Source organism: Pseudomonas sp. REP124 (genome assembly GCF_020164475.1).
Lineage (GTDB): Bacteria > Pseudomonadota > Gammaproteobacteria > Pseudomonadales > Pseudomonadaceae > Aquipseudomonas.
On record NZ_JAIQWX010000041.1, the window covers coordinates 15,718 to 29,002 of the forward strand.

Below are 13,285 nucleotides of genomic sequence, written 5' to 3' on the forward strand. Positions count from 1 at the left end.
CTGTGGGGCTGACACACCGCCTTCGCGAGCAAGCCCGCTCCCACAGTTTGATCGTGTTTCAGGTGCTCCAAATTCGCGGCGGGACGGCTTCCCGGCCGAGCAGGGCGGGGCGCAGCAGTTTCCAAAGCTCGATCAACCACCCCCTCGCCAACAGCGCCTCACTCGCCAGACACCGCGCCACCAGCAGCCCCGGCAACTGGGTCAAATCCCCGCGCACCTTAGCGCCCAACGACCGGCAGCGCTCCAGCAATTCACCATCAATCTCACCCGTTACCAGCAGCGTGGCAAACACCGGTTGCCCATCCAGCCCGATCGGCGAGTCCAGCAAGCCGTCGCCACCAACGACACGCTGGCGCTCATGCCAGAGCAACGCACCATCGCGCCGAATATCCAGCTGCGCCTGGAAGTGCCCGAGGTCGAAGCGTTCGTCGCTGGCCGGACGACCCAGCGCAACCACATCCCAGTAGAACAACCGGGCATCGCCTTCGAGGTCGATGCAGGTGCGCAACTCTGCCTGGGCCGCACTGAAAACGATCGTCTCCTGGGGCAACCATTCCAGTGTGGCACCGGCTGCGACTTTCAGGTCCAGCCGCTGATACGCGGCGCTGGCGGCGCGATACCACTTGGCCGCGCCGGGGCTGGTGATCTGCGCCCAGGCATCGCGGCCGACGCAGGCCGAGATGTCCAGCCGATCACCCCCGGCGATCCCGCCCGGCGGGTGGACGATGATGTGTTGGCACACCTCGGGCCCTTCGGCATACAGATGCTTCTGCACCCGCAGCGGGCCTTTGTGCCGACGCTGAACCGGGCGCGTGCTGTCGCCGAATCGGGCGTAGCCCAGATCCAGCTCGGCGTGCCAACTGGGGGTGAACAAGGCGCCGGAAGCGGGAAGGGTCATGGTGAGTGCTTGTGGTGGGCTTGTTCGGGCGGTTGCAAAGGCTGTGCCGCAGGCCGGAATGCGAATGCCCTTGTAGCAGCTGGCGAAGCCTGCGTCCGGCTGCGAAGCAGTCGTCAAATCGGCTGGCGCGGTGTATCAGGCAGACCTCGCGCTCAGGTTTTACGACTGCTTCGCAGCCGGACGCAGGCTTCGCCAGTTGCTACAGGGTTCGTGTTTTGGCTTGGGAAGGTGGATGGCTGCTGAGGGTCGGGCGCACCAGAAGGAGGCGTCTTCCAATGCGTGATGCAACAAAATGGTTCACAGACTCAGATCGTGACCAACCCGCGCACGCCCTCGGCTTCCATGTTTTCACCACGCCCCTGCTGCACGATCTCACCACGGGACATCACCAGATACTGGTCAGCCAGTTCCGCGGCGAAATCGTAGAACTGCTCCACCAGCAGAATCGCCATGTCGCCGCGCGCCGCGAGTTTCTTGATCACCGCGCCGATTTCCTTGATCACCGACGGCTGGATGCCTTCGGTGGGTTCGTCGAGGATCAGCAGGCGCGGGCGGCTGGCCAGTGCGCGGCCGATGGCGAGTTGCTGTTGCTGGCCGCCGGACAGATCCCCGCCGCGTCGGTGCTTCATTTGCAGCAGCACAGGGAACAGCTCGTAGATGAAGGCCGGGACTTCCTTCGCTTCGCTGCCGGGAAAGCGCGACAGGCCCATCAACAGGTTTTCTTCCACCGTCAGCCGGCCGAAGATTTCCCGGCCCTGGGGCACGTAGGCGATCCCGGCGTGGACCCGCTGGTGCGGCTTGAAGCCGGTGATGGCTTTGCCTTCCCAGTTCACCGCGCCTTCCTTGGCGGGCAGCAGGCCCATCAGGCACTTGAGCAGGGTGGTCTTGCCCACGCCGTTGCGCCCGAGCAGGCAGGTGACTTCGCCGACCTTCACGTCGAAGCTCAGACCGCGCAGGATGTGGCTTCCGCCGTAGTATTGGTGCAGTTTTTCGACTTGCAGCATTTCCCGATTCCTTGTGTTACACACAAAACCCTGTGGGAGCTGGCTTGCCAGCGATGAGGCCGGCTAATCCGAAATGGATACTGACTGACCCACCGCCATCGCTGGCAAGCCAGCTCCCACAGGTTCTGTATTCGCAAATCTTAACGACCGAGGTAAACCTCGATCACCCGCTCATTGTCCTGCACCTGCTCCAGCGACCCCTCGGCCAGCACGCTGCCCTGGTGCAGCACCGTCACATGGTCGGCAATCGAACCGACAAAACCCATGTCATGCTCCACTACCATCAGCGAATGCTTGCCCGCCAGGCTCTTGAACAGCTCGGCGGTGAATTCGGTTTCGGCGTCGGTCATGCCGGCCACCGGTTCGTCGAGCAGCAGCAGTTGCGGGTCCTGCATCAGCAGCATGCCGATCTCCAGAAACTGCTTCTGCCCGTGGGACAGCAAGCCGGCCGGGCGATTGACCGAGGTGGTCAGGCGAATGGTTTCCAGCACTTCGCTGATGCGGTCCCTCTGTTCGCCGCTCAGTCGCGCCCGCAGGCTGGCCCACACCGACTTGTCGGTTTTCTGCGCCAGCTCCAGGTTCTCGAACACGCTCAGCGCCTCGAACACCGTCGGCTTCTGGAACTTGCGGCCGATGCCGGCCTGGGCGATCTGCACTTCGCTCATCTGCGTCAGGTCCAGGGTTTCGCCGAACCAGGCCTTGCCGTGAGTGGGTCGGGTCTTGCCGGTGATCACGTCCATCAGCGTGGTCTTGCCCGCGCCGTTGGGGCCGATGATGCAGCGCAGTTCGCCGACGCCGATATACAGATTCAGATCGTTCAGCGCCTTGAAACCGTCGAAGCTGACGCTGATGTCCTCCAGGGTCAGGATGGTGCCGTGTCGGGTATCCAGGCCGGGGCCGACGCGTTGACCCAGGCCAATGGCATCGCGGCTGCTGCCGGCATCCTTGTTCGGTTGCGGAGGGTAGAAGGCCGGTTCGAGCATGAAATCAGCCGTCGCAGGAGTTTTCATGATTCACCTCGTTTTCTAAGCAGACCAATCACGCCCTTGGGCAGATACAGAGTCACGACAATGAACAGCGCGCCAAGAAAGAACAGCCAATATTCGGGAAAGGCCACGGTGAACCAGCTCTTCATGCCGTTGACCACGCCGGCGCCGAGCAGCGGCCCGATCAGGGTTCCACGGCCGCCGAGGGCCACCCAGACCGCAGCCTCGATGGAGTTGGTCGGCGACATTTCGCTCGGGTTGATGATGCCCACCTGCGGCACGTACAGCGCACCGGCAAGCCCGCACAACACCGCGCTCAACACCCAGACGAACAGCTTGAAACCCCGTGGATCGTAACCGCAGAACATCAGGCGATTCTCCGCGTCGCGCAGGGCCGTCAGCACCCGGCCGAACTTGCTTTGCGCCAGACGCCAGCCGATGAACAGGCTCGCCACCAGCAACAGCACCGTGGCCAGAAACAGCACCGCGCGGGTGCCAGGTTCGGTGATGCCGAAGCCGAGAATCGTGCGGAAGTTGGTGAAGCCGTTGTTGCCGCCAAAACCGGTCTCGTTGCGGAAAAACAGCAGCATGCCGGCGAAGGTCAGGGCCTGGGTCATGATCGAGAAATACACGCCCTTGATCCGCGAGCGGAAGGCGAAGAAACCGAATACGAAGGCCAGCAAACCTGGTGCCAATACCACCAGGCACATCGCCCAGAGGAAGTTGCCGGTGCCGGCCCAGTACCACGGCAGCTCGGTCCACGACAGGAAGGTCATGAACGCCGGCAGGCCATCGCCCGAGGCCTGGCGCATCAGGTACATCCCCATCGCGTAACCGCCGAGGGCGAAGAACAAGCCGTGGCCGAGGGACAGCAAACCCGCGTAACCCCAGACCAGATCCAGCGCGAGGGCGACGATGGCGTAGCAGAGGATCTTGCCCATCAACGTCAGGGTGTAGGCCGAGACATGCAGCGAGCTTTCCGCCGGCAACAAAGACAGCAGCGGCAGGGCGACCAGCAGTGCAAGCAGCACGACGCCGATGGCGATCGTGACCCTGGGGCCGGCCTTTTGTGTGGCGGTGACTAAGAGAGGCTGGTTCATCAGTCGATCACCCTTCCTTTGAGTGCGAAGAGGCCTTGCGGACGTTTCTGGATGAACAGAATGATCAGCGCGAGGATGAGGATCTTGCCGAGCACGGCACCGATCTGCGGTTCGAGAAACTTGTTGGCGATGCCCAGGCCGAAGGCGGCGAACACACTGCCTGCCAGTTGCCCGACGCCGCCCAGCACCACCACCAGGAACGAGTCGATGATGTAGCTCTGGCCGAGGTCAGGGCCGACGTTGCCGATCTGGCTCAGCGCCACGCCGCCCAGGCCGGCGATGCCGGAACCCAGGCCGAAGGCGAGCATGTCGACGCGCCCGGTGGGCACGCCGCAGCAGGCGGCCATGTTGCGGTTCTGCGTGACGGCGCGAACGTTCAAACCCAGGCGGGTCTTGTTCAGCAGCAGCCAGGTCAGCACCACCACAAACAGCGCGAAGGCGATGATGACGATGCGGTTGTACGGCAGCACCAGATTGGGCAGCACCTGAATCCCGCCGGACAGCCACGCCGGGTTGGCCACTTCGACGTTCTGCGCGCCGAACACCAGGCGCACCAGCTGGATCAGCATCAGGCTGATGCCCCAGGTGGCGAGCAGGGTTTCCAGCGGGCGGCCGTAGAGATGACGGATCACCGTGCGCTCCAGGGCCATGCCGATGGCGGCGGTGACGAAGAACGCCACGGGCAATGCGATCAATGGATAGAACTCGATGGCCTGCGGCGCGAAACGCTGGAACATCAGCTGCACCACGTAGGTCGAGTAGGCGCCGAGCATCAGCATTTCGCCGTGGGCCATGTTGATCACCCCGAGCAGGCCGAAGGTGATCGCCAGACCCAGAGCGGCGAGCAACAGGATCGAACCCAGGGACATGCCGCTGAAGGCCTGGCCGAGGAGTTCGCCCATCAGCAGTTTGCGTTTGACCTGGGCGAGGCTGGTTTCCACGGCGGTGCGCACGGTGGCGTCGGTTTCGGCGCCGGGTTCCAGCAGGCTTTCGAGGCGGGTGCGGGCCAGCGGATCGCCGGTTTCGCCGAGCAGGCGCACGGCGGCAAGACGGATCGCCGGGTCGGCGTCCACCAGCTGCAGATTGGCCAGGGCCAGGCTCAGGGCGGCGTGGACGTTTTCATCGGTTTCGCCGGCGAGTTGCCGGTCGAGGAATTTCAGCTGCGCGGGTTTTGCGCTTTTCTGCAATTGCTGTGCGGCGGCCAGACGCAGTCTGGCGTCGGCGGCGAGCAGTTGATGGCTGGCCAGGGCGGTGTCGATCAGACCGCGCAGGCGGTTGTTCAGGCGCAGGGTTTTTGGTTGGCCATCGACGGTCAACTCGCCTTGTTGCAGGGCGTTGATCAGTTCGATGCGTGCAGGGTCGGGTTGTGCGGCCCAGGCTTCCAGGAGTCTGGCTTGCTGGGTGGGGTTGGCGGATACGAAGTCTTCGGCATCGCCGGCGTAGGTGGCCATCGGCAGCAAAAGTGCGAGGGCAAGGAGCAAACGGTAGAGGGCAGTGGGCATAAAAAGTCGCCTTGGTGCGAACCAAATGTGGGAGCGGCGGTGCGACGATTCGACTTGCTCGCGAAGGCGGTGGATCAGTCGCCATCAATGTTGCCTGTCACACCGCTTTCGCGAGCAAGCCCGCTCCCACAGGGGATTTGTGTCGGGCCTGGGAATCAGACCCGACGCTGGCTCAGTTGCTCTTCACCGCATACTCCGGCTTCTTGTCGTTACCCGGAATGAACGGGCTCCACGGCTGCGCACGGAGCGGGCCGTCGGTCTGCCAGACGACGTTGAACTGACCGTCGGCCTGGATCTCGCCGATCATCACCGGCTTGTGCAGGTGGTGGTTGGTCTTGTCCATGGTCAGGGTGTAGCCCGACGGTGCGGCGAAGGTCTGGCCGGCGAGGGCTTCGCGGACCTTGTCGACGTCGGTGGACTTGGCTTTTTCCGCCGCCTGCGCCCACATGTGAATGCCCACGTAGGTGGCTTCCATCGGGTCGTTGGTCACCGCCTTGTCGGCGCCCGGCAGGTTGTGTTTCTTCGCGTAGGCCTTCCAGTCATCGACGAACTTCTTGTTCACCGGGTTCTCCACCGACTCGAAGTAGTTCCACGCCGCGAGGTTGCCCACCAGCGGCTTGGTGTCGATGCCGCGCAGTTCTTCTTCGCCCACCGAGAACGCCACCACCGGAACATCGGTGGCCTTCAGGCCCTGGTTGGCCAGTTCCTTGTAGAACGGCACGTTAGAGTCGCCGTTGACGGTGGAGATGACCGCTGTCTTGCCGCCGGCCGAGAACTTCTTGATGTTGGCGACGATGGTTTGATAGTCGCTGTGGCCGAATGGGGTGTAGACCTCTTCGATGTCCTTGTCGGCCACGCCCTTGGAATGCAGGAAGGAACGCAGGATCTTGTTGGTGGTGCGCGGGTAGACGTAGTCGGTGCCCAGCAGGAAGTAGCGCTTGGCGCCGCCGCCTTCCTCGCTCATCAGATATTCCACGGCCGGGATCGCCTGCTGGTTCGGCGCGGCACCGGTGTAGAACACGTTCGGCGACATTTCTTCGCCTTCGTACTGCACCGGGTAGAACAGCAGACCGTTGAGTTCCTCGAACACCGGCAGCACCGATTTGCGCGACACCGAGGTCCAGCAACCGAACACCACCGCAACCTTGTCCTGGGTCAGCAACTGCCGGCCTTTCTCGGCGAACAGCGGCCAGTTCGAGGCCGGGTCCACGACCACCGGCTCGAGCATCTTGCCGTTGACGCCGCCCTTGGCGTTGATCTCGTCGATGGTCATCAAGGCCATGTCCTTGAGCGACGTTTCGGAGATCGCCATGGTCCCGGACAACGAATGCAGAATCCCGACCTTGATGGTTTCGGCGGCCTGGACGGTCCAGGTCAAACCCATTGCGGCAATGCTGGCCGAGAGCGTGAAAGCCTTGATCAAACTGCGACGCTTCATTGTGCGATCTCCATGAGCTTATGAATTTTCTTGGTGGCAGATGCGAACGACTGAAGGGTCTTTAGCAAGGGCTGTGCCCAAGGCGGGAAGGCCGGCATTCAAAGGGTTGAAACTCTGCAGATCGCTGATGTTCGCACCAGGTTGGCGCCGGATTCGCGGGTGCAGTGCACGCCATGCGCCTATCTGGTGCTGCGCCGAATCGAGTGAGCGAAGACTTATGTACCGCTGCCATGAATCACGAATGCGGATGATTGGAGGCGTGCGATTTGCCGCGGCTTGCGCGCGAAAGCACCCCCGATTTTCAACTTCATGGAAGAGGACGTTATGGATAACGAATCAAACCGCACTCAGCATTCAACCAGGGCGAGCATTGTGCTGCCCGCGCTCAGTCCGCCCTTTATCAATGCCGACGATGCCGCGCGGTTTGCCCACGAGGCGATTGGCAAAAATCGCGACAAGGAATACGGCGGGCTGATTCTGCAGGGCGAAGGCGGGCGTTTTTTTGCGACCAAACCCATTGGCGGCAATTTGCACGTGGACTTCAAAAAACTGCTGGCAGTGGATGCCAAGGGCAATTTCATCCATCCCGCCGGGTACAGCTGCTACGGCCTTTACAACTCCCACCCGAACGTTCTGGAGCAGGTGAAGAAGAAGTACCCGGCGCTGCCGGACGACGCCGCCGAAGTGGCGCTGAATTTTTTCACCGACGGTGAGAAGGCTTTCATGATCCGGCACAGGGATTTCGCCAAGGTCTTTTACCTGTCCGGCGGCGAAACCTGTCTGCTCAAGTACATGCCCAGCGGATCGCCCGAGGAAGACTCACTCGCACTGGAGCTCAAGCAAAACCGTCCTTCCGGGAACTATAACCATCTGGAAGAAATCATCGATGAACTGGCGCAGGCTGGCGCGCTGAGCGTGGTGGTGCCCAACGAGTTATGGGGCAACGTCAGAGGGCGATTTATCGAGCCGTGGGTCATCAATGAGCCGGCGAACACCTCTGAGGTTGAGACTGAGCAACCGTTCTGCACACCGATACTCGATCAACCGATCAAGGTGATCGACAAGATGATGAACACCGAAAGCGCTGCTGCCGGCATCCGCTTCATGGGTGTGATTCTCAAGGCCCAGGGCAAGAATGAGTACGTCGGCACGTTCCCGGTCCGGGACCTGCCGTCGATTGCCTCCATGCTCGAAGAATTTCCCGTTCGCGAAGCGGGCGGGCCGAAACTGCCTTCGGGTTTTCGCATCGATGGCTTCTACGCGGTATCCCCCGCCAAGCCCGCGCAGGTCCCCGCCAAACAGGCCTGGCTGTACGAGAACTTCTTCTCTCCCGCCGAGCTTGCCGATCTGATCGAGCAGTCGCGCAAGGACGTTTACCTGCAGGAGCAGGGACGTGCCTTGACCCTTTACCGGCGCACGGAAACCAAGGCCTTGCTGAGTTACACCTGCTCCGGTTCCGAGGCTGAAACAGCGCTGATGGCCGGTGGTGGTGAAACGCTGCAGAACGCCCTTAAGTCAGGTGCCCTGAGCCCATTCGAATTTGTCCTGCAGGTGGCGGCTGCCGGTCGCTTAAGTGTGCTGCAGGTCGGTGGCATCTGGGACAAGGCCGGCGTCGTCGGACAGAACTGGCGTCCCTTCGAGCACATCCACCAATCCCTGAGCCCGGCGTTTCTGACCGCCGATGATGCCGCCCGTCATGTCCACTATCAGATGAACGCCCGGCGTGACATCGACCAACTCGGCTACGTGCTGGAGCGCAGCGACGGCAAGTTCTTCGCCACCGCGCCGGTCAGCGGCGACCAGTGGAAAAAGGACGCAAACCTGCCCTTTGCCGGCGGTGTGTCCGATCGGAAAGTCGAGCTTCCAGGCTATCGCTACACCGCGGTCTACAACGCCAGTTCGGACGTGCGAGCGAAGCTCAAGGCCATGCAGCCTGACTGGTCGAACGAGCGCATAGCGCTGCACACCAGTTTGCCGAGCCTCCAGCATCTGGAGACCGTCACCTCGGGCCGGGACTCGATCACGACGCTGTACAACTCAGGCCCCGATGAGTCGCTGATCAAATACGTGCGAGGCGGTACTCAGCAGGAGCGCAACTTCAGCACGGTGCTCGACGGCGCGGTCAAGACCGGAGAGATCGGCGTACAGTTCGACGGCTATGACGGCACCGCGGAAACTCTGGTCAAGAAACTCGTCAGCATCGGCGAGTTGACGGTGCTCAATTCGAGCCCGGTGTGGAAAGGCTCGCGGGGCAAGGTGCCGGGCACCTGGGTGGCCTTTGAACCCTTCGTTGCCGATGGCCCGGTGGCCCCCGCGATGAGCTGGGTGTTCCAGAATTCCGAGACGGGCGCGCAGTGGGTTCACGATCTGATGCGCACCAAGCCCGACGTCAGGCAGGTCGCGTTCATTCTCAAAAGCCAGAAGGCCGACGACTATGTGGTCACCGATCCCGTCGCGGTCGATACCAGCAAAACCTCCTTTTTCTCTGCCTTGCAGGCCTTTGCGGCGAATGATCAGGGCAGTCCTTCACTTCCGGCTGGCTATGAGCTTCAGGCTGTCTGCTACCAGTCCTTGCCGGACACCCGCGCGATTCCCACACAACGCTGGCTCTATGAGAGTTTTATCTCGGCCACGGATTTCGCCGCCGCTGTCGGCACCGCTCGCCTGCATAAGAGGGCGGGGCTGGCTCTGTATCTCAGCACTCGGGATGGCGCGCAGTTGCGTTATGGATTTTCCGGGTCGACCCAGGAAAGCCGCTTGTACGGCGTCGATCCGCATGGCGTCGTGACGGATAGCGGTGAGCAACGCGAACTGGAGAAAGGCACGCTGACCCCCGAGGCGTTTGTCTGGCGGGTGGCGGCGGTGGGTGCGCTGTCAGTGGTGCGCACGGGCAAGTTGTGGGATGTCGAGGGCGAAGTGGGACTGTCCTGGGTGCCTTTTGCAGGTTATCCGAAACAGCGCCTGAGCCCGGCGTTTCTCACGGCGGACGATGCGGCGCGTTATGCCCACGAGCTGATCGGCGACATTCGTGACTATGAGTTCTGCGGTTATGTCATGGAGCGCGAGGATGGCCGGTTTGTCGCGACCGAGCCCTGGGCCGTCGGCCCGTCGGGACGCTTCGCCCCGGGGTATGTCTATCCCGTTGATGCCGCCGGCAGACCGATCCTGCCTGAGCATCATGTGCTGCGCGGTGTGTACGCCTCACGCCTGGCGCTCTCACTGTACGACCCGCAGCGAATGAAGCGCCATTCCTGGACCCGCGAGCAGGCGAGCATCGATGGGCAGCTGTTCTCCGACGGTGACCTGCACGCCATTCTGCAGAATCGCCAGCACGCGATGATCGCCTGGCTTTCCGCCGCCGAAGATGCCCTGATCGCCTACGACATCAGCGGCTCGGCGGATGAAAATGCCTTGCTCAAAGAGGTGGCACCTGCCCCCGGCGGCAGTCGCATGGCCCAGGATCTGGCGAGCGGCGCCTCGAAACCTGAGGACATCGTCAAACAGCTGGCCACCGCCGGTGGCTTGCGGGTGGTGATCGCCAGCGAGTTGTGGGGCGCGCGCGGAATGATCCCCGAGTGGTGGAAAGCCTTTCCCGCTCCCCGGGATGCCGAGACGCCGGAGCAGGTGGCGTTCGGCGCGATATTCAGCGACGCGGACGCGGCGGCCCTGGATGCCCATGAGCGTCTGCGGCGCAGCGGTCCGGACCAGACCGGTTTTGCCTTCGTCCTCAAGCACGCGGACAAGGATGAGTACGTGGTCAGTGAAACGCTGCCGGCCAGTGACAGCCAGCCGCTGTTTTCCCGGGCCAGCCTGTTCAAGACCGATGATGCGGGCGAGTTCATGTATCCCGCGTCATTCAAGCCGTTCGCGCTGTTTTATGCCCGGCTATGGTTGCCGAAAAATCTTGGCGCGACCGAGCAGTGGCTGGGCCGGCATTTCACCTCGTCCAGAGATTTGTACGAAGGCTTCTTCGAGGCCCGTCGCCTGCGCGCCAAGGACGAAAACTTCGGTTTGCCCGTTTACCTTTCGACCCTCGACCGGGCGCTGCTGAAATACCAGTCGCCCAATTCGACGACCCTGTTCGATGCCCGCGTGCAGCCGTCGGGCGTGAATGAGGATGTGCATTCGCAGTTGCAAAACGGGCAGTTGCAGGCCCGGGACTTTATCGACCGGGTCATCTCCCAGAGCTGGTTGACCGTCGTGCAGGGCAATGACTGCTGGGGACCGTCGAGTGCTGCCAGGCTGAGTGCCGAGTGGAAGCCTTACTCGCGGTTCACTCGTCGCGCGTTGACGGCGGCGTACACCAATCAGGCCGATGCCGTGCGCCATGTCGAACGGATGCTCGGCGCGGACCGCGATCAGACTCACGGCGGGCTGGTGCTCAAGCGCACCGACGGCCTGTTTGTCGCCACCGAACCGTTGCCGGTGGTCAGCGAGAACTTCGATCCGAAGTGGATTCTGCCGGACGAGGATGTCACCTCCGAGTTGCTGGCTCCCGGCTGCAAGATCGTCGCCCGTTATCGAAGCCGGGTCGCCAACCAGTTGCCGTTCCTGGTATCGGGTCAGGAGCGGGAGGTCTATCGCGACTTTTTCTCCACCGACGTGTTGGCCACGGCACTCGCTTCGGGCCATCTGTGGACCCACGAATACCTGCTCGGCGCCCAGGGTTCGATCCTCTCTTTCACCTTGCAAGACGAAGACCATGCGCTGCTGAGTGCCGCGCAAAAGAGCCAGCTGGCGACGCGTCTGGCGACTCTTGAAACCGAGCTCGCGCCCTCCAATGACACCCCCCATGATCCGTTGAGCAACCTGATTGAACGGCGGATGCGCAGTGGCGCGGGCACGTCTGTGGAGTGGGTCGATCAGTTGATCAGGGTCGGCAGGGTGCAAGTGGTACAGAGCAGCAATCTCTGGGGCCCTGCGCAGAAGTTGAGCGCTGGCTGGCAGCTGCTGAAAAACGGCTATCAGGCGCCGGAATCCGTACGTTTCGCCACGGCGGATCGAGCATTGAGCCCGGCGTTCTGTCACATGGACGATGCCGTGCGACATGCCCATGGGCGTGCCGGCAAGCGCGAGCACTGGAGCTTCGGGCTGCTGCTGACATCGCAACGCCTGGGGCATGCGATCACCAGCCTGCCGGTCACGGCGGATGATTTGAGGTTTCCTTCCGAGCGGGTATTCCCTCGCGGCCAGTTGCCGACCGGTTATCAGGTGCAGGGCATTTATCTGTGCGCTCCGGCGCGGCAGCCTGATGAGCTGCCGAGCTCCGAGGTGTATCGCAGCTTCATTCCGCCAACGGTGCTCCTGAAGGCGCTGTCGGCCGTGGAAGTGATCGTTTCGGCGGCGGTGACGCGGTTTCAGTCGTTGTACCTGTCCTGCGCCGATGGTGCGTTGCTCAAGTACGACGCCGCAGGCTTGGACAGTGATCTGCAAACCCATTCACGGCTGACGGCTTATGTGAAGTCGCTGCAGGGCGATGGCAACCCTGCGGAGTACATTCGCAAGGTCGCGGGCAATGGCCGGCTGGAGGTGCTGGTGCGCAGCGCGACCTGGGCGACCGAAGGCCGCGTCGGCTCGACTTGGGGGCCAGGCAAGGTCGAGGAACGCCCGGCATCCGATGATCAGCCCCTGACCCTGGGCCCGTTGTTTGCCCACCCCGATGATGCCGCGCGACATGTGTGGCGCAACGCCCGTGACAAGGCCGCGTTGGGCGTGATTCTGCGGGACGGCAAGACGAACTTCGTGGCCACCGAGCCGCTGGATGACGCAGGCCCCACGGTAGCGCTGGGCCCGCGGGACGATACTCCGGCGTTTCGTCGACTGTTTGCCGGTGTGATGTTTCGGGGTTACTCGCGAACCAATCCCGGCAAGACGAAAAAGTACCCGGCCGGCTATGAGGTGATGGGCGTGCAGCAACTCTACAAAGTGGATCACACGCCACAGCGATTCAGCAGCCGGTTCGAGGAGGCGCTTTACCGCAACTTCGTGGCCCACGATGAGATCAGGGCCTGCATCGCATTGCTCAACACCTATGAGATCGCCGACAGCCGCTACTACCTGACCCCTCGGCAGGGCGCGTTGCTGGCCTACAAGCCGAGTTATCTGGACGGCGAGTCCAAGGTGCTGCTCGATGACTGGTACGACGTGGAAAAAGGCGTCACCCGGTCGAAGCTGCAGGAGGTGCTCAATACGCTGATTCTAAGCGGCAGGCTCGACGTACTGGAGCCCGACGAATTCTGGAACCCGCGAGGCCAACTGACACCCAAACTGCTGCACGACATGAGCCGCCGCAAGCTCTGACAACACAAACCCTGTAGGAGCGAGCACGCTCGCGATGGAAGACCAGACACCGCGGGA

At 62.5% G+C, this 13,285-nt stretch carries 7 protein-coding genes; 1 reads left to right on the forward strand and 6 read right to left on the reverse strand.

Annotated elements, in window-relative coordinates:
* Positions 1-58: 58 nt before the first annotated feature.
* The 6 genes from K9857_RS12720 to urtA form a co-directional block, all read right to left on the reverse strand.
* Positions 59-898, reverse strand: coding sequence for an urease accessory protein UreD (locus K9857_RS12720; protein ID WP_224536212.1), 840 nt, complete (start codon positions 896-898; stop codon positions 59-61).
* A gap of 305 nt (positions 899-1,203) precedes the next feature.
* Positions 1,204-1,902, reverse strand: coding sequence for an urea ABC transporter ATP-binding subunit UrtE (gene urtE, locus K9857_RS12725; protein ID WP_224536215.1), 699 nt, complete (start codon positions 1,900-1,902; stop codon positions 1,204-1,206).
* Positions 1,903-2,042: 140 nt separating this feature from the next.
* Positions 2,043-2,912 (reverse strand): urea ABC transporter ATP-binding protein UrtD, encoded by an 870-nt coding sequence (gene urtD / locus K9857_RS12730; protein ID WP_224536217.1) that lies wholly within the window; start codon positions 2,910-2,912, stop codon positions 2,043-2,045.
* Positions 2,909-3,988: an urea ABC transporter permease subunit UrtC gene (gene urtC, locus K9857_RS12735; RefSeq protein ID WP_224536219.1), complete on the reverse strand. Its 1,080-nt coding sequence runs from the start codon at positions 3,986-3,988 to the stop codon at positions 2,909-2,911. Before urtC ends, urtD begins: the two co-directional genes overlap by 4 nt.
* A complete protein-coding gene (gene urtB / locus K9857_RS12740) occupies positions 3,988-5,490 on the reverse strand; it encodes an urea ABC transporter permease subunit UrtB (RefSeq protein WP_224536221.1) in 1,503 nt (500 codons plus the stop codon). Before urtB ends, urtC begins: the two co-directional genes overlap by 1 nt.
* 172 nt (positions 5,491-5,662) lie before the next feature.
* A complete protein-coding gene (urtA, locus tag K9857_RS12745) occupies positions 5,663-6,928 on the reverse strand; it encodes an urea ABC transporter substrate-binding protein (RefSeq protein WP_224536223.1) in 1,266 nt (421 codons plus the stop codon).
* A gap of 324 nt (positions 6,929-7,252) precedes the next feature.
* Here urtA and K9857_RS12750 point away from each other — a divergent pair, with 324 nt between their 5' ends.
* Positions 7,253-13,228 carry a DUF4329 domain-containing protein gene (locus K9857_RS12750; RefSeq protein WP_224536225.1) on the forward strand — a complete coding sequence of 1,992 codons (5,976 nt, stop codon included), beginning with the start codon at positions 7,253-7,255 and terminating at the stop codon, positions 13,226-13,228.
* The last annotated feature ends 57 nt before the right edge of the window (positions 13,229-13,285 follow it).

Bases quoted from the DNA above. Each gene is read 5' to 3' on its own strand.
- K9857_RS12720 (WP_224536212.1), bottom strand. From the start codon at position 898: ATGACCCTTCCCGCTTCCGGCGCCTTGTTCACCCCCAGTTGGCACGCC.
- urtE (WP_224536215.1), bottom strand. From the start codon at position 1,902: ATGCTGCAAGTCGAAAAACTGCACCAATACTACGGCGGAAGCCACATC.
- urtD (WP_224536217.1), bottom strand. From the start codon at position 2,912: ATGAAAACTCCTGCGACGGCTGATTTCATGCTCGAACCGGCCTTCTAC.
- urtC (WP_224536219.1), bottom strand. From the start codon at position 3,988: ATGAACCAGCCTCTCTTAGTCACCGCCACACAAAAGGCCGGCCCCAGG.
- urtB (WP_224536221.1), bottom strand. From the start codon at position 5,490: ATGCCCACTGCCCTCTACCGTTTGCTCCTTGCCCTCGCACTTTTGCTG.
- urtA (WP_224536223.1), bottom strand. From the start codon at position 6,928: ATGAAGCGTCGCAGTTTGATCAAGGCTTTCACGCTCTCGGCCAGCATT.
- K9857_RS12750 (WP_224536225.1), top strand. From the start codon at position 7,253: ATGGATAACGAATCAAACCGCACTCAGCATTCAACCAGGGCGAGCATT.